Annotated in this window: 18 protein-coding genes and 1 tRNA gene; 11 read left to right on the top strand and 8 right to left on the bottom strand. The window is 63.8% G+C overall.

Going from position 1 to position 16898, the window contains the following annotated elements:
• A partial coding sequence (locus tag MOV74_RS12890) for a ubiquinone biosynthesis hydroxylase (protein ID WP_246922248.1) occupies nt 1-1067 on the top strand: 1067 nt, incomplete at its 5' end.
• Between the two features lie 68 nt (nt 1068-1135).
• Here MOV74_RS12890 and MOV74_RS12885 read toward each other — a convergent pair.
• Both MOV74_RS12885 and MOV74_RS12880 read right to left on the bottom strand, forming a co-directional pair.
• Entirely contained in the window at nt 1136-1333 is a 198-nt protein-coding gene (locus tag MOV74_RS12885) for a Trm112 family protein (RefSeq protein WP_246922246.1), read from the bottom strand.
• A 59-nt stretch (nt 1334-1392) separates the two neighbouring features.
• A complete protein-coding gene (locus tag MOV74_RS12880) occupies nt 1393-1923 on the bottom strand; it encodes a TetR/AcrR family transcriptional regulator (RefSeq protein ID WP_246922244.1) in 531 nt (176 codons plus the stop codon).
• Between the two features lie 104 nt (nt 1924-2027).
• On the opposite strand from MOV74_RS12880, the gene MOV74_RS12875 reads away from it, so the two are divergent.
• From MOV74_RS12875 to MOV74_RS12850, 6 genes are all read left to right on the top strand, one after another.
• Nucleotides 2028-2378 carry a hypothetical protein gene (locus tag MOV74_RS12875; protein WP_246922241.1) on the top strand — a complete coding sequence of 117 codons (351 nt, stop codon included), beginning with the start codon at nt 2028-2030 and terminating at the stop codon, nt 2376-2378.
• Between the two features lie 31 nt (nt 2379-2409).
• Nucleotides 2410-3213, top strand: coding sequence for a crotonase/enoyl-CoA hydratase family protein (locus MOV74_RS12870; RefSeq protein ID WP_246922239.1), 804 nt, complete (start codon nt 2410-2412; stop codon nt 3211-3213).
• The gene (locus MOV74_RS12865; RefSeq protein WP_246922237.1) at nt 3210-4022 is read left to right on the top strand and encodes an SDR family oxidoreductase; all 813 of its coding nucleotides are present in this window, start codon (nt 3210-3212) and stop codon (nt 4020-4022) included. The genes MOV74_RS12870 and MOV74_RS12865 overlap by 4 nt, the downstream gene beginning before the upstream one ends.
• Before the next feature lie 220 nt (nt 4023-4242).
• Nucleotides 4243-4521: a PepSY domain-containing protein gene (locus MOV74_RS12860; RefSeq protein WP_018323571.1), complete on the top strand. Its 279-nt coding sequence runs from the start codon at nt 4243-4245 to the stop codon at nt 4519-4521.
• Nucleotides 4522-4593: 72 nt separating this feature from the next.
• Nucleotides 4594-5187 (top strand): cytochrome b/b6 domain-containing protein, encoded by a 594-nt coding sequence (locus MOV74_RS12855; RefSeq protein ID WP_246922235.1) that lies wholly within the window; start codon nt 4594-4596, stop codon nt 5185-5187.
• Nucleotides 5188-5409: 222 nt separating this feature from the next.
• Nucleotides 5410-7911, top strand: a complete 2502-nt coding sequence (locus tag MOV74_RS12850; protein WP_246922233.1) for an EAL domain-containing protein — start codon at nt 5410-5412, stop codon at nt 7909-7911.
• 12 nt (nt 7912-7923) lie between these two features.
• Here the strand turns inward: MOV74_RS12850 and MOV74_RS12845 are convergent, their stop codons facing one another.
• Together MOV74_RS12845 and trxA are read right to left on the bottom strand one after the other, a co-directional pair.
• Complete coding sequence (locus MOV74_RS12845) at nt 7924-8601, bottom strand: LON peptidase substrate-binding domain-containing protein (protein ID WP_246922232.1); 678 nt, start codon at nt 8599-8601, stop codon at nt 7924-7926.
• 32 nt (nt 8602-8633) lie between these two features.
• Nucleotides 8634-9557 (bottom strand): thioredoxin, encoded by a 924-nt coding sequence (trxA, locus tag MOV74_RS12840; RefSeq protein ID WP_246922231.1) that lies wholly within the window; start codon nt 9555-9557, stop codon nt 8634-8636.
• Between the two features lie 274 nt (nt 9558-9831).
• Here trxA and MOV74_RS12835 point away from each other — a divergent pair.
• From MOV74_RS12835 to MOV74_RS12820, 4 genes are all read left to right on the top strand, one after another.
• Nucleotides 9832-9906 (top strand) — tRNA-Gly (locus MOV74_RS12835).
• Nucleotides 9907-9982: 76 nt separating this feature from the next.
• A complete protein-coding gene (locus MOV74_RS12830) occupies nt 9983-10969 on the top strand; it encodes an NAD(P)-dependent oxidoreductase (protein WP_246922229.1) in 987 nt (328 codons plus the stop codon).
• 380 nt (nt 10970-11349) lie between these two features.
• The gene (locus MOV74_RS12825; protein WP_246922227.1) at nt 11350-12630 is read left to right on the top strand and encodes a sorbosone dehydrogenase family protein; all 1281 of its coding nucleotides are present in this window, start codon (nt 11350-11352) and stop codon (nt 12628-12630) included.
• Nucleotides 12631-12811: 181 nt separating this feature from the next.
• Entirely contained in the window at nt 12812-13396 is a 585-nt protein-coding gene (locus MOV74_RS12820; RefSeq protein ID WP_246922224.1) for a cytochrome c, read from the top strand.
• Nucleotides 13397-13477: 81 nt separating this feature from the next.
• Here the strand turns inward: MOV74_RS12820 and panE are convergent, their stop codons facing one another.
• From panE to MOV74_RS12800, 4 genes are all read right to left on the bottom strand, one after another.
• The gene (panE, locus tag MOV74_RS12815) at nt 13478-14401 is read right to left on the bottom strand and encodes a 2-dehydropantoate 2-reductase (protein ID WP_246922221.1); all 924 of its coding nucleotides are present in this window, start codon (nt 14399-14401) and stop codon (nt 13478-13480) included.
• Between the two features lie 118 nt (nt 14402-14519).
• Complete coding sequence (locus MOV74_RS12810) at nt 14520-15134, bottom strand: 2-hydroxychromene-2-carboxylate isomerase (protein ID WP_246922218.1); 615 nt, start codon at nt 15132-15134, stop codon at nt 14520-14522.
• 89 nt (nt 15135-15223) lie between these two features.
• Nucleotides 15224-16573, bottom strand: a complete 1350-nt coding sequence (locus MOV74_RS12805; RefSeq protein ID WP_246922215.1) for an MATE family efflux transporter — start codon at nt 16571-16573, stop codon at nt 15224-15226.
• 88 nt (nt 16574-16661) lie between these two features.
• A partial coding sequence (locus MOV74_RS12800; protein WP_246922212.1) for a DUF2239 family protein occupies nt 16662-16898 on the bottom strand: 237 nt, incomplete at its 5' end.

The following is a 16898-nucleotide window of genomic DNA, read 5'->3' as shown; positions in this document are numbered from 1 at the left end:
CGATCGTGGCCGCCTGCCGCCGCCTGTTCGAGGCGATCGGCGCCTGGGATGACGTCAGGGGCGAGGCGCAGCCGATCCTCGACATGGTCGTCACCGATTCCAAGCTGGAGGACGCCACACGTCCGGTGTTCCTCAACTTCGCCGGCGATGTCGCGCCGGGCGAGCCTTTTGCGCATATGGTCGAGAACCGCCGCCTGATCGACGCGCTGGTGGTGCGCGCGGAAGCCGAGGGCATTGACCTTCGTGCCACCACCGTGGCGTCCTACGATGCGCGCGCCGAGGGTATCGACGTGACGCTAGGCGACGGCAGCGTGATCGCCGCCAGCCTGCTGGTCGCCGCCGACGGCGCGCGGTCAAAACTGCGCGAGCGTGCCGGCATCGCGACCCATGGCTGGGAGTATGACCAAGCCGGCATCGTCGTCACCGTCGGCCATGAGCGCGATCACGAGGGCCGCGCCGAGGAGCATTTCCTGCCGGCGGGCCCGTTCGCGATCCTGCCGCTCTCGGGAAGACGCTCGTCGCTGGTGTGGACCGAGCGCCGAGCCGAGGCCGCGCGCATCGTTGCGCTCAGCGACGAGGAATTTCACGCCGAGCTCGAGCAGCGTTTTGGCCTGCATCTCGGCGAGGTGAAGGCGCTCGACAAGCCGCGCGCGTTTCCGCTGTCCTATTTCGTCGCGCGCTCCTTCATCGCCACCCGCCTCGCGCTGGTTGGCGATGCCGCCCATGTCATCCACCCCATTGCGGGCCAGGGCCTCAACATGGGCCTGAAGGATGTCGCGGCGCTGGCCGAAGTCGTCGTCGATGCCGCGCGGCTCGGCATGGATATCGGCGGGGCCGACGTGCTCGAACGCTATCAGCGCTGGCGCCGCTTCGACACCATGGCGATGGGCGTTGCCACCAATTCGCTGAACTTCCTGTTCTCGAACCAGTCGACGCTGCTGCGCACCGTCCGCGACATTGGCCTCGGCCTTGTCGACCGCGCCCCGCCGCTGAAGAACCTCTTCATCCGCCAGGCCGCCGGGCTCACGGGCGAGGTGCCGCGGCTATTGAAGGGCGAGGCGTTGTGAGGAGCGAGTAGGGAGTGGCGAGTAGCGAGGAGTCCATTCGCTATTCGCTACTCCCCACTCGCCCTTTCTCAATCGATCTTGCGCGCCTCTTCCGGCAGCATGATCGGGATGCCGTCACGGATCGGATAAGCGAGCTTGGCGCTGCGCGAGATCAGTTCCTGCTTTGCAGCATCGAACTCCAGCGGGCCCTTGGTCAGCGGGCAGACGAGAATCTCCAGCAATTTGGGATCGACGCTGGCTTCGGGACGGTCGGTGGGCGCGTTCATTGGGGTCTCCGGCAATCGGTTGCCTCTAGCATAGAAATTCGCGTCCGCCCATCGCGAGCTCAAGCGGAGACCATCGTTAAGACCTCGTCGAGCAGGGCCTGGAGCCGTGCCGCCGGCACCGGCGCGCCTGACAGGGCGAAGCCGAGAAATGCCCAGTACAGGATCTGCGCGCGGGCCTGCGCGGTTGCCGGAGGGAGCGCGCGTTTCTCCAGCAGCCCCTCAATATAGTCGAGCCTGCGGCGATCGATTGCGCGCACGGCCCCTTGTGCCGCCGCATCGAAGGCCGCCCAATTGCGCACCGCCCGTTCGAGATCGAGCCGGGCGCCGAACGTCCTGCGCAGCAGCGCCTTCAGCGGCTCATCGCTGGCGGCCTCGACATCGGCGATGATCTGCTCGGCCGCGATCTCGCGCCAGCGCTTCAGCACTCCGGCGTGGAATGCCCCGAGATCGGCGAAATGCCAATAGAAGCTGCCGCGCGACACGCCCATGGCCTTTGCCAGCGGATCGGCCTTGAGCGCGGTGAAGCCATTTTTGGCGAGCGCCTTCAGACCTTCCCTGATCCAGTCGTCGGCGGAGAGCTGTTCGGTCATGTCGGGTTCCCAGGGGCTACCATACACTAGTGTATTGACAGGCGGTGGGCCAGCGCCCATCTCTCCATACAGTACTGTATAGATGGAGGAGGCGAGGTCTGCTGATGCGTGATCTGCTGCTGCAATGTGCCGGCGTCGCCGGAATCGTGGTCGCCCTGATCCATGGCGTGCTGGGCGAAACCAAGGTGTTCGCCAAAGCGACCATCACCCCGGAACGCCTGCGCATGCTGATCCGGCTCGTCTGGCAGGCCGGTACGGTTGCCTGGATCGGCGGCGGCGTGCTCCTGCTTGCGGCGCCAATGTTGGGATCGGACAGCGCGCGGCACTGGATCGTGGCGACCATCGTCGCCGTCTACGGCTTTGCCGCCATCGCCAACGCCTGGTGGTCGCGCGGACGTGGCTTTGGCTGGAAGGCCCTCACCGCCGTGGTCGCGCTGGCGGTCGCCGGATACTGAACCCGCCGATGCAATCCAAAGGAGGCGCACGATGACCGATCGCGTCCGTGTGACTGTCGAGAATGAGGTGGCGCACGTCCGCTTGAGCCGACCGGACAAGATGAATGCGCTCGATCCCGCGATGTTCGAGGCAATTGCCGAAGCCGGCGCGGACCTTCGCGACAGCCCGGAAATTCGAGCCGTCGTGCTATCCGGTGAAGGTCGTGCCTTCTGCGCCGGCCTCGATGTCGACCGCCTGCTGGCGGCTGCAAATGGCGAACCGCTGCTTCCGACTGCGGATCTGACGCGCCGGACCCACGGCATCGCAAACTTCGCGCAGCACATTGTCTGGCTCTGGCGCGAACTGCCGATACCCGTGATTGCCGCGGTCCACGGCGTTGCCTTCGGCGGTGGCTTCCAACTCGCGCTCGGCGCCGACCTGCGCTATCTCGCGCCCGATACGAAGCTCGCGGTCATCGAGACGAAATGGGGCCTGGTGCCTGACATGTGCGGCACGCAATTGATGCGCCATCTCGCGCATGAGGATGTGGTGCGAGAGCTGATCTACACCGGGCGTGTTTTTTCGGCCGATGAAGCGCTCGCCTACGGCTTCGCGACGCGGCTTGCCGATGACCCCGTGGCCGCCGCGCTGGCAACGGCGCGCGAAATTGCGGGCCGCAGCCCCGGTGCGATCCGTGCCGCCAAGCGACTGCTCAACCTCTCCGCAACTTGCGACGTGGCATCCGGTCTCGCCGCGGAGACTGCCGAACAGGCGGCGCTGCTTGGAACTGTCAATCATGTCGAAGCGGTCAGGAGCAATCTCGAACATCGTGCACCAAGATGGAGTCTCGCGTGACCCTGACACTCGTCACCGGGGGCACAGGTCATCTTGGCCGGGACATCGTCGATCGCTTGGTTCGCGACGGACGTCGGGTCCGGGTGTTTGCGCGATCGCCAGGCATGCGATCGGACGTCGAATGGGCTGCCGGCGATCTCGCTACGGGCGCCGGGTTGCGCGAAGCTCTGCGTGACGTCGATACGGTGATCAATGCGGCGACGGATTCTCCGATCGCTCGGCGCGGCGGCGTTCGTCCGATCGATATTTTCAGATCGCCCTCCGCCGTGGACGTCGAGGGAACGGAGCGGCTGCTGTCGCTCTGCGGGGAAGCCGAGGTGCAGCACTTCCTGCACGTCTCGATCGTCGGCCTCGATCAGGCGACCCTGCCCTACGCGCGGGTCAAGCTCGCCGGCGAGCGACTGGTGCGTGCCTCAGCTTTACCCTGGTCCATTGTTCGCGCGATGCCGTTCTATTACCTGCTGGACAAGTTGCTGTCGGGCCCGGCCTGGCTTCCGGTGTGGCCGGTGCCGACGACGCTGTTCGACCCCGTCGATACGTCGGATGTCGCCGATCACGTTCTGTCTTGCGCGTTCGACGGGCAACGTGGCGTGCGTGCGGAGATCGGCGGCCCCGAAGCTCTCGATCTCGTTGCCTTCGCCCGCCAATACCAGGATGCAAGGAGACTGCACCGGAAAATCCTGGCAATCGGCCTGTCCGAGGCGAATGCGCGCGGCATGGGCCTTGTCGTGAGCCAGGGCGTGCGCGGACGTCTCCGCTGGGCGGACTGGCTGCAGCGCAACTATCCGGGAATGCAAAGTGCGGCCTAGCGCGATTGGCGAGATCGGCGGTTCTCCCGGTCCGTGAGGCGTAAGGCCGCAGCGATCCCGCGAATGCATGCTGCATGCGGAGAGCGCTGATCTTTTGACAATCGTTAGAACAACTCTAAATACGAATGGCCTCGTACCGGATTGACTTCATCATCACCTTTGCTTCCTTCAGTTCCGCTTCGCGGCTCGCGTAGCGCGCACGACAAAGGAGGAGACGTTCGTGAAGGTCATTCGTGTTGTTGCCATTGCACTGACGGTTGGGATGGGCATGGGGTCGGCGGCCATGGCCGACGGATTCAAGGACTGCACCAAGCTCGACAAGGCGTCGTGGAAGCCGGCCAGCGAGGCCGAAGCCAAGGCCAAGGCGCTCGGTTATGAAGTGCGGCGCTCCAAGATCGAAGGTTCGTGCTACGAGGTCTATGGCGTCAAGGAAGGCAAGCTCTACGAGCTGTTCTACAGCCCCGAAGATCTCAGCCTGAAGCACACGATCGCCAAGTAAAGCGCTAAGTAGGGCGTGAAGTAGATTGCGCGACGTGATCTGCGCAAAGCAGGGCTCGAGGATGGTCTTTGCTTGATTGAAGAAGCGATGCCAGCAGCGCGCGGGGTGTCCGACAGGACCCCCGCGGATCGAGCGACCCCGCGGACGGTCGCAGTCTGGGATCTCCCGCTGCGCCTCTGGCACTGGGCCCTCGCGGCGTGCGTTCTGGCCGCATGGTTCACGCCCACCGTCTATGATCGGCTTCACCGCATCGTCGGCTATGCGGTGCTCGTGCTTCTGGCCTTCCGTTTGGCCTGGGGCTTTTGGGGAAGCCGCTATTCGCGCTTCCGCATGATCAGGGTCAGGCTCCGGGCCGCGCCGGGCTATCTCTGGAACCTGCGCCGCGGCATCACCGGCCGCTATATCGGACTCAATCCCGCCGGCACCGTGATGCTGGTGGCGCTGCTGGTCTCGCTCGCGGTCTCGACGATCACGGGCGCGATGTCGGTGACCGTCACGTTCTTCGGCGTCTGGTGGGTCGAGGACACCCACCATTATTCGTCGGATGCGGTCATCGTCCTGGTCGTGCTGCACGTGCTCGGCGTGCCGCTGATGGGGATTCTCCAGCGCGAGAATCTGATCCGCGCAATGCTCACCGGCCGCAAGCACATTCGCAATCGCCCCTGAGCAGGATCAGTTTGATTCGAACCGATGCAGCGGCGGGCTCGCTCATCCGCGTAGTTTCACGGGACGAGAACCCTTCGCCCGCACAGGACTACCGCAGAATTCCGCATTTGAGACGTGCTATTTACCTCCCGGTAGGTATGCAACCGAGAATTGCAGAAAATTAACGCGAAGAAAGCCGATAGAATCAATCGTCGAAGTTATTGACGAGGGGAGGCGATTTCGATGTTCCGCGTCTTTACCTGCCTCACGGCAGAGCATGATTGGCGGCTTGTCATACTCGCTGGTCTGGTTTGCTTCGCCGCAAGCATTGTAGCCGTCAGCATCTTTCATCGGGCGATCGCCTCGCGCGCCTGGGCGCGGCTGATCTGGATTGCGATCGCCGGCGCCGCCATCGGTTATGGAATCTGGGCAACGCATTTTGTCGCAATGCTCGCCTACGAGCCCGGCGTCTCAACCGGCTATGGCATCGCTCTGACGGCTGTGTCGCTCGCCGCGGCGATGATCCTGACGTCAGGCGGTTTTGGCGTTGCCGTTGGTAGCTCCGGCCGCTGGCGGGCGGCTGCCGGGGGCGGCATCATCGGCGCCGGTATTGCGAGCATGCACTATCTGGGCATGTGGGCCCTCGAAGTGCCCGGTCGCGTGACTTGGTCGCCGGAGCTGGTGTTCGTCTCGATCATCCTTGGCATGGTCCTGGGCTACGCCGCACTTGCGGTCGCCCTGGGCCGCAAGGACAGGTGGGGGACCTTCGTCGCGGCGCTGCTGCTGACGCTCGCCATTGTGTCGCATCATTTTACGGCTATGGGGGCCGTGCAGATTGTTCCAGACCCGACGCTGACAAGCGATGCCCTGTCGCTTTCTCCCGCCTTCCTCGCCGTGGCAATTGCGGGCGTGGCTCTGTCAGTGCTCGGAATGAGTTTTGTCGGCGTGCTGGCGGATCGCCGGCTTGCGACCAGGACCAGGCGGTTCGAGGAAATCATCAGGGAGCTTTCGCTTACCAGGCAACAGGTGGAAGATTCACAAAAGGAAATCCAGGACCAGAAGATCAGGCTCGACACGGCCATCAACAACATGGTCGAGGGCCTTTGCATGTTTGACGCCGATAAGCGGCTCGTCGTCTGCAACGAGCGTTATGCCCTGCTCTATCGGCTGCCGCCGGAATTGCTGAAGACGGGGACACCCCACGCCGACATCATCAAGCATCGCGTCGTGAACGGCATCCTCAAGGGCGACACCAGCGAGGGCGCTGCCGGGCAATTCATCTCGAAACTGGCCGCGTTGCCGTACGATGTTGTCTCGAGCAGGATCGACGAGTTTTCGGATGGTCGGTTGATCGGCGTGACGCGACAGCCGATGCCCGGCGGTGGATGGGTCGCCACGCATCTCGATGTGACCGAGCAACGCCGGTCCGAGGCCAAGATCATTCATATGGCGCAACACGATGCGCTGACCGATCTGCCAAATCGCGTGCTGCTCAGAGAGCGCATGGAGCATGCCATTGCGGTTACACGCAACGGCGGCCTCGATCTGGCCGTGCTCATGCTCGACCTCGATCGGTTCAAGGAAGTCAACGACACGCTTGGACATCCGGCGGGCGATTCCCTGCTGCGCGCCGTTGCTGCGCGTCTGCGCGAATGCACCACGGAAACCGCATTGATCGCTCGCCTGGGCGGCGATGAGTTCGCGGTGATCGATTACGTGACCAGCCCGGCCGTGGAGGCCGCCGCCCTTGCCGAGAACATCAGGAAGGCGCTTTGCGAGCCGTTCGATCTCGGCGATCACCGGGTCACGGTGGGCACCAGCATCGGCATTGCCATCGCGCCGCGCGACGGCAATGATTCCGACGTGATCATGAAGAGCGCGGATCTCGCCCTCTACTCGGCCAAGAGTGGTGGACGCGGTGCATTCCGTTTCTTCGAGCCGGAGCTCGACGAGCTGATGCATGCGCGCCGCAACCTGGAGCGCGACATGCGGGATGCGCTTGCCGGCGGCCAATTCGAACTCCACTACCAGCCGTTCGTCAGCGCCGCGACCGGCAAGACCAGCGGCTTCGAAGCCTTGCTCCGCTGGCATCATCCGCAGCGAGGCCTTGTCATGCCGGGCGAATTCATCCCGCTTGCGGAGGAGACCGGCTTGATCGTTCCGCTCGGAGAATGGGTCTTGATGACCGCCTGTGCGGAAGCCGCCAAATGGCCTGCGCATGTCAGGATCGCGATCAACCTGTCTCCCGCTCAGTTCAAGAGCAAGGAGCTTGTTCCGGTCATTGTCGGCGCCTTGGCGAGTTCGGGAGTTGCGCCGCACAGGCTCGAGCTCGAGGTCACCGAGACGGTGATCATGCATGACAGCGAAGCTGTTTTCGCCGTCCTCGGTCAATTGCGCGAGCTCGGTGTGCGAGTAGCCCTGGACGATTTCGGCACGGGCTATTCATCGCTGAGCTTTCTGCAGAGGTTCTCGTTCGACAAGATCAAGATCGACCGCAGTTTCGTCAACGAACTCTCCAGCGCGAGGGCAGAGGCGCACCATCTCGCGCGGGCAGTAGTTCGTTTCGCGGTCAGTCTCGGCAAGACCACGACCGCCGAAGGCGTCGAAACGAAGGAGCAGCTCGACATTCTTCGCGAAGAGGGGTGCGTCGAAACGCAAGGCTACTATTTCAGCCGGCCGATGCCCGCATCCGACGTCGCCAGAATGCTGCGGCGAGGTGCCGGAGCGGTGGTCCGCGCCGCCTGAGCATTCGGACCCTCACTGCAGGGGCGGATCGCCGCTGGTGCGCTTCTTGGCGAGGTCCATCTCCGTGACGGCGATCAGAATCTCGGCGCGGGTCTTCAGGTCAGGCGCCTCCAGCATGGCCTGCTTCTCCGCGGGGCCATAGGGCGACATCATCGCCAGCGCATTGACGAGCGCTTCGTTGGGCGCGCTTTCGACGCCCTCCCAGTCGACCTTGAGATTATTGGCCTTCAGGAAGTCTGCCAGTACGGCCAGCAGCGCCTCGCGGTCGACCTGGTCCTCGCCCGTGCGGGCGGTGAAGTCGTCGACGAAGGCGAAGAAATCCACCTTGCACTGTCGGTAGGCGGTGAGCACTTCGAGCTCCTCGACCACCTTGAAGCGCGAGACGCCGGTGAGCTCGAGGATGTAGCGGCCGTCGCCGGATTCGGCGAGCTGGGTGATGCGGCCGACACAGCCGACGCTGAACAGCGTCGGCTTGTCCGAATTTTTCGGCGAGTGCGCGACGTCAGGCTGGATCATGCCGATCAGGCGATGGCCATCGCGGAAGGAATCATCGACCATCGCAAGGTAGCGCGGCTCGAAGATGTTGAGCGGCATCTGGCCGCGGGGCAGCAGCAGTGCGCCCGGCAGCGGAAAGACCGGAATGATCTCCGGGAGGTCGGCGGGTCCGCGATATTCGATGTTGATCGGCATCTGCCCGGTCCCCCTGGCCTTGCCAGCGCGGCTTACGAAAACAGGATCGTCGACAAACGCTTGCGTCCCTCGACGGTTGCATCATCCGTGCCGCCCCAGGCCTCGAAGAACTGCACCAGCTGCTTGCGGGCGCCGTCGTCGTTCCATTTGCGGTCACGCTTGACGATCTCGAGCAGCTGCGCGGTGGCTGCGGCGCGGTCGCCTTGCGCGTTGAGCGCGGTCGCCAGGTCGAATCGGGCCTGATGATCGAGCGGGTTTGCGGCGACTTTCTGTTCCAGCTCCGCGACCGGCCCGAGCGATTGGGCCTGCTCGGCGAGATCGATCGCGGTCTGCACGGCCTTCACCGCGGGATCGTTGCGCTTGGATTCCGGGACCATGGCCAGCGTCTGCTTGGCCTGCTCCATCGCGCCGGAGACGGCGTAGCATTTTGCGAGTCCGGCAAGCGCCGCGATGTTGGTCGAATCGTGCTGAAGCACCTCCGCATAGATCTGCGCGGCGGCTGCGGCGTCGCCCTCGGCGAGTACGGCCTCGGCCTCTTGCAGGATTTCAGCAATATTTGGCTCACCCGGCGCGGTCACGCCTTTGGTCAGCTTTTCGATGAAGGCGTTGAGCTGGCTCTCGGGCACCGCGCCCATGAAACCGTCGGCCGGCTGGCCGTTGACGAAGGCGATCACGGCCGGGATCGACTGGATGCCCATCTGGCCAGGGATCGCGGGGTGCTGGTCGATGTTCATCTTGACCAGCTTGACCTTGCCCTTGGCTGCCTTGACCGCCTTTTCCAGCAAGGGGGTGAGCTGCTTGCAGGGGCCGCACCACTCCGCCCAGAAATCGATCAGCACCGGCTGGCGCTTCGATTCCTCGATGACGTCCTTCACGAAGGTCTGGGTGGTGGTGTCCTTGATCAGGTCGGCCGCAGCCGGGCCCGCCGCTCCGTTACCCTGGTCGATGATCGTCACGGGATCCCCTCGTCTGATGTCCGGAATGGCGGGTCTTTAGCATGCCGCCACTTCCTATGCTCGTTGTTGGCTCCTAAATTGGGCCGATTGGGCCGAATTTCAATCCACCGCGACCGATTCGGCGGTTCCGGCGCCTTTTTGGGTGATTTAGTCGCATCCGGGGCCCATATGGGGCCTCCAAATGCGAATTGATGCCGCCGGTAGCTGTTGCATTCCCCTCCCGCTTTTGGCATACGACAGCCGTTGCCGGCGCGTCACGCGACCGACACAGGATGCGGGTGTAGCTCAGTGGTAGAGCACGACCTTGCCAAGGTCGGGGTCGAGGGTTCGAGCCCCTTCGCCCGCTCCAATTTTTCCCAGAGCATCCAGCCGGTCCGAACAGAAGCGTGGTTCTCCACGCCGCTGGCGGCTCTCTTGGGTTCGCAATGACAATCCTGGTCACCGGTAGCGCGGGTCACCTCGGCGAGGCCATTCTGCGGACGTTGCGGACGCGCGGTTCGCCCGCACGCGGGGTCGATCTGAAGCCGTCGCCCTACACCGACGCGGTCGGATCGATCGTCGATCCCGGCTTCGTGCGGCGCCAGATGGCTGGCGTCTCGGCCGTCATCCACACCGCGACGCTGCACAAGCCGCATGTGGCGACCCACTCCAAGCAGGATTTCGTCGACACCAACGTATCAGGCACGCTCAATTTGCTCGAGGCGGCAGTGGCCGCCGGCGTGACGAGCTTCGTCTTCACCAGCACCACCAGCGCGTTTGGCTCGCAGCTTCGCCCTGAGGCGGGGCAGGCGGCCGTGCGGGTCACCGAAGATTTGCCGCCGGTGCCGAAGAACATCTACGGCACCACCAAGCTGATGGCCGAGACCCTCTGCGAGCTGTGCTATCGCGAGCGCGGCCTGCCGGTCGTGGTCTTGCGGACCTCGCGCTTCTTTCCGGAAGCCGACGATGATCCCGCGATGCGGTCGGCTTACACGACTGAGAACGCGCAGGCCAACGAGCTGCTCTATCGCCGGCTCGATATCGCGGACGCGGTGAGCGCCCATCTGCTCGCCGCCGAACGCGCCCCGAAGATCGGCTTCGCCCGCTACATCGTCTCGGCCACGAGCCCATTCGAGCCGTGCCACCTCGCGGCACTTGCGCGCGATGCGGCCGGTGTCGTGCGCGAGCTTTATCCGGACTGCGCGGAGCTCTATGCGGCGTGCGGCTGGAACCTCTTCCCCGAGATCGACCGTGTCTATGTCAACGAACGCGCACGGCGCGAACTGGGCTGGCAGCCTGAATTCAACTTCGCGCATGTCCTGAGGAGCCTGCGCGAGGGCCGCGATTTTCGCAGCGTGTTGGCGCACGAGATCGGCTCGAAAGGCTATCATGACACGGTGTTTGACGACGGCCCCTACCCCGTCGCCGGTTGAGCGTCGCGTTCGCTAATTTGCTCGACAGGTCAAATGTCTGACCGGCGTCACCACGAGCGGCGCGACTTGCGCCGTTCTACTTTGCATGGGGTTGTTTTCGCGTTTTGTGTTGCCCGCCCCCTCGATCCTGCCCGCGAATGAGGCGCGCGCCGATTTGATTCCGCGTTGCAGCGAGAGCGCTGTCGCCGCCGCGTTTGCCCTCGTTGACATTCCGTCTCAATTTTTATTGAGCGCAACCGCAGCGCAGGCGATGCCCTTCTCACCGCTCGCAGATGTGCTAGCCTTTTTGCGTCTGCTTCTCGGCAGACCCAAACTTCGCCTCTCGACTAGCAAGATAAAATAATGCGCAGCCCTGACGGCTGCCTTAGGGGAGTGACGCGATGAAATTCCATCGATCCGTCTTTCAATCCGTCCTGGCGCTTGCAGCGGTTGCCTTTCTTGCAGGGACAAGTGCCGGCAACGCGCAGCAGCAGGACAAGAACAAGCCGCTGAAGAAATACGAATCCGGTACCAAGGAGTTCTGGACCCATCCGCCGGATGACTGGTTCCTCGGCGACGAGACCGAGGCGCAGAAGGGCCTCGCGCCGCCGTCGGGCCCGCCGACCGGCGCCTCCGATGCCGAGCTCGCCAACATCGTCAAGAAGATCAAGCTGCCGCCGGGCTTCAAGATCGAGGTCTATGCCTCCGGCGTGCTGGCCGCGCGGCAGATGGCCTGGGGTGACAAGGGCACGCTGTTCGTCGGCTCGTTCGGCCTCGGCAACGTCTATGCCATCAAGGACAATGGCGGGAAGAAAGAGGTCAAGACCGTTCTCAAGGGCCTCAACATGCCCACCGGTCTCGCCTTCAAGGACGGCGCGCTCTACGTCATCGCCGTCGACAAGCTGATCCGCTACGACAATGCGGAAGCCAATCTCGACAAGCTCGGCGACGGCAAGGTCGTCTATGACGACATGCCGTCCTATGCCGCGCATGGCTGGAAGTACATCGCGGTCGACAAGGAAGGCTGGTTCTTCCTCCCGTTTGGACCCCCCTTCAATATCGGCATCCCCCCGACCAGCGTGTCGCAGATCCGGCGCGTCGATCCCAAGACCGGCAACGCGGAGATCTGGGCGCTCGGCGTTCGCAACTCGGTCGGCGGCGACGTCGATCCGCGCACCGGCAAGCTTTGGTTCACCGAAAACGCCCGCGATTGGATCAGCGATGATCTGCCCTCGGACAAGCTGAACATGATCAATCGGATCGGCGAGCATTTCGGCTATCCCTACTGTCACCAGGGCAACCTGCCTGACGACAAGTTCGCCATGGGCCACAAATGCTCCGAGTTCACGCCGCCGGTGTTGAACCTCGGCGCGCATGTCGCCCCGCTCGGCATGAAGTTCTATACCGGCGACCAGTTTCCCGCCGAGTACAAGAACAACATCCTGATCGCCGAGCACGGCTCCTGGAATCGCCACAAGTACCAGGGCGCGCGCATCATGCGCGTGATCGCCGGGCCCGACGGGAAGAACGCCAAGCAGGAGGTGTTCGCCTCCGGCTGGATCGAGGGAGACCAGGGCTATCTCGGCCGTCCCAACGACATCCTTCTCGCCAAGGACGGCTCGATCCTCGTCGCCGATGACTGGGCCGGCGCGATCTATCGCATCAGCTACAGCAAGAAGTAGCGCGACGTTACGAAGAGGCTGCGGCCGGGTGACGGCTGCAGCCTCTTTTGCTTGCGACAGACTTGCGATGGAACACGTTCGTCATGCCCGGACTTGATCCGGGCATCCATCAAACGAGAAACTTTGCAAAAGAGATGGATTGCCGGGTCAAGCCCGGCAATGACAGTCGGAGAAATCAGCGATGCGCGTCGTTCGGTTCGGAATTCTGCCTGCGGCGCTTCTGCTCGCATCTATCCCGGCTCAGGCCGCCGACAATGCCGCGATCAAGGAGAAGGCTTCAGTCTGCTCCGGTTGTCACGGCGAGAACGGCATTTCGCAGACGGAGAACGTCCCCTCGCTCGCCGGTCAGCCCGATCAGTTCATCCAGTGGCAGCTCGTGTTCTTCCGCGCGGGCTCGCGCAAGAACGACCAGATGCAGCCGATCGTGGAGGAGATCACCAACGAGGACATCCGCAACTTCGGCGCTTATTTCGCCTCGTTGACGCCGCCGAAGGGATCGGAAGACGGTGATCCGGACCTGTCGAAGAAGGGTGCGCAAGTTGCCGCCGGGCGCCGCTGCGCCTCATGCCATACCGATAGCTATGCCGGCACCAAGGGAGTTGCGCGACTTGCCGGCCAGCGCGAGGAATATCTGGTCAAGGCACTGCACGACTACAAGGCGGGCCAGCGCGTCGGCGGTGGCGTCGCCGCGATGGCCGATGTCGCCTATCACATGAGCGACGAGGAAATCACGGCCGTCTCGCACTATCTCGCGCATTTGAAGTAGCCGTGGTGCTGTCTCCACAAACCCGCTGTCGTCCCGGGTTCGCGCTATGCGCGCCCCGGGGACGACAAACGGGGCGTGTGGTTAACTAGCCCGCTGCTTCTCATACGCCTTCAAATGCGTGTAGGCGATGCGCAGCTTCGGCACCGGCACCTTGGCAGCGTCAGCACGCGCGATGAGGTCGCCGATGACGTGATCGGCTTCGACCGGCAGGCCGGCCTTGACGTCGCGGAACATCGAGGCCGTCATCGGCGAGCCCTCGGTGGTGAGCAGACCCTTGACGCGTTCGAAGAACGGCCCGCCCGGCGTATATCCCGACGCGGCGGCGATCGCGCTGGTCTCATCCAGCATGCCGAGCAGGAAATCCCGTCCGCCAGGAGCTGCAAGGATGTTGCCGACAGAGGTGCGCATCAGGCTGGTCGACGCCGCGAGCGAGGAGAGGAATACCCACTTCTCCCACATGTCCTGCATGATGTTCTGGCTGGCGCTGGCGCCGTTGATGCCGCTCTTGAAGGCCTCGTCGATGGCCTTGATGCGATCCGAGAGCTTGCCGTCGCGCTCGCCATAACTGATCGACTGCATCGGCTGCAACTGCACCACCTCGCGCTTGTCGTTCAAGGTCGCGGCGATGGCGCAGAGCCCGCCGAGCACGCGCTCCTTGCCGAACTCGGCATCCAGCGTGTCGAGATGGTGCATGCCGTTGAGCATCGGGATGATCGCCGTGTCAGGCCCGACCGCGGCGGCAAACGATTTGATGGCGTCCTCGAGGTCGAACGCCTTGCAGCTCAGAAGTACGACGTCGAACTTGTCCTTGAGCGCGGTGGCCTGCACGGTCGGCGGATTCTTCAAGGTCACATCGCCGTTCGGGCTCTTGATGACGAGGCCGGCACTGGCGAGTTCGCTGGCGCGCTTCGGACGGACCAGGAAGGTGACGTCGCGGCCGGCCTGCAACAGCCTGCCACCAAAATAGCCGCCGATGGCGCCGGCGCCGACCACGAGGATACGCATGGGGTGCTCCACAGTTGTTGCTCTTCAAATAGACGCGAATGGCGAATAGGGAGTAGCGAATAGGGTAGCACGCCATGAAATGCGAGTAACGTTTCCACTACTCGCTATTCGCCATTCACTATTCGCCCTTCTCCAACACCATTTCCTCGACCTCGCGCAACTGCTCCTTGCCGAAGAACATCTCAGTGCCGACGAAGAAGGTCGGCGAGCCGAACGCGCCGCGGGCCACAGCCTCCTCGGTGTTCTTGATCAGCTTGCCCTTCACCTCGGGTTCCCCGGCGCGGGCGAACAGCTTTTGCGCATCGAGGCCGGAGGACGCCAGCGCCTTCGCCGCGATTTCGGGATCGTCCATCTTCTTCGGCTCGCGCCACATGTGGTGGAAGGCGGCCTCGACATAGGGCTCGAACACACCCTCGAGCTGCGCGGCGATCGCCGTGCGCATCAGGTTCAGCGTATTGACCGGGAAGAAGGGGTTCATGACGTAAGGCTGGACCTTGAAGCGCTTGACGAAACGCTCGGTCTCGACCGCGTGGAATTCGCGCTTGTTCTTGATCCCGGCGAGGGTCTCGGCCGGCGACTTGTTGTTGGTCGATTTGAAGATGCCGCCGAGCAGGATCGGGACGTATTCGAACTTGACGCCGATGCGCTGCTCGATCGCGGGAATCGCGAGATGGCTGAGATAGGCGTTCGGGCTGCCGAAATCGAACAGGAATTGCGGGGCAGTGCGGGTCAAATTCGGTCTCCCTGGCTTCTCTTTCGCGCATTGTGGCGCAGCATACGCCACAGGTCCACCGCTTAATGACGATCGTAATACATAGACGGTCAGACCTGACGCCGGATCGCTCGCTTGCGCCACACCAGGAAGTAATAGCCCATCTGCAAAACGAACATGGCGCAGAACACGATGGGATAAGCGGCCCATACGCCCGCAAGGCCGATCGTGCGGCTCAGGATCACCGCGGCAGGCAGCTCGATCGCGACGATCGCGACGATCGAGAGCAGCATCGGCGTCAACGCGACGCCGGCCGCGCGCATGGCTCCGGAGAACACCGTGGCGAGGCCAAACGGTACCGAGCTCCACAGGGCGATGTCGAGCAGGCCTCTCGCCAGATCGAGCACGGCGGCGTCGGTGATGAAGATGCCGAGGATGGCGCGCGGGGCGAGATAGATCAGCGCCACGAGCCCGCCGGTCAGGACGAAGTTGAAAGCGAGCCCGACCCGCACGATGCCCTCGAGCCGGGCTCTGTCGCCGCTGCCGACCGCCTGCGCGCCGAGGATCGAGACCGCGATCGAAATCGACATCGCCGTGAACTGCGTGTAGCCCATCACCTGATTGACGGCGCCATAGGCCGCAGTGGCGTCCGACCCAAAGCCGTTGACGAGGCCGAGCAGGACCAGCTCCGCGATCGCCATCACCACCATGCCGACGGCGCTCGGCAATCCGATGCCGAGAATCCTTCCGAGCATGGCGCCGTTGAGCCGCAGGTGACGCAGCAGCGCCGCGTCCGGTGCGAGCGCGTGCTTCTTCCGCAGCAGATAGAGCGCCAGCGCGATCAACGTGACCGCGTTCGAGATCGCTGCCGCCCATGCCGGACTGGTGATGCCGGCTGCCGGCAATCCGAACGACCCGCGGATCAGAAGCGGTGTCAGGATCAGGCCGATCGCGGTCGACAACGCCAGCGCCAGCAGCGGCGTGAGCGCGTCGCCGACGCCGCGGACCATCGCCGTCATCAGCAGGAAGACGAAGCCAAGCGGCATGGTGAGCAGCATGATCCGCGCATAGGCGCTGGCAGGGGCGAGAATGTCTGTGGGCGTGGCGAGTGCCATCATCAGTTGACGGCTGAAGAGTCCGCCGACCAGCGCAACCGAACTGGAGAGCAGAAGGCCGATCGCAAGCGTCGTACCCACGACGCTTCTGATCTTGTCGTGCTCGCGCGCGCCAAAGGCCTGACCGATCAGCACGGTCGCGCCGGTGCTGAGGCCCATGACGAAGGCGAACAGGAAGAACATCACCGGGAAGAACACCGAGACGGCCGCCAGCGCGTCGACGCCGAGCATCTGGCCGAGATAGACGTTGCTGACGGTGCCGAACAGCGATTGCAGCGCGTTGCTCAGCATCAGCGGGGCGAGGAAGCGGAGGAACGGCGTCCAGAGCGGTTTGGTGGTGGGCATGGATCTGTCTTTCGTCAGGGCGTGCGAAGCCGTTGCCGCGCAAGGTGCGCGGCTCGGCCGTCGATGAGGTTGAGAAGTGCCGCGCGGTTTAAGCGCGGTCGCTGTAGGCGAGCTTGACGATGTGGTCGCGGATATCGGTCGGCCAGTCCGCGATCAGTCCGGTGAAGCGCCGCCTGTCATCAGCGAACAGCGCCCGCGAAGCTTCCTCGAATTGCGGCAGGTTGCCGGCCATCGTCGACATGAAGTGGTAGGCGGCCTCGCGCGCCTGCCGCTCGCGGTCCTTGTCGCCGCTGGCGCGCCTCGCCTCGTCGACGAGCTTGCGCAG

Origin of the sequence: Bradyrhizobium sp. SHOUNA76 (assembly GCF_023006445.1) — a bacterium.
Classification (GTDB): Bacteria; Pseudomonadota; Alphaproteobacteria; order Rhizobiales; family Xanthobacteraceae; genus Bradyrhizobium.
The sequence above is the reverse complement of the archived record's forward strand: the minus strand, read 5'-3'. Positions and strand labels throughout refer to the sequence as shown.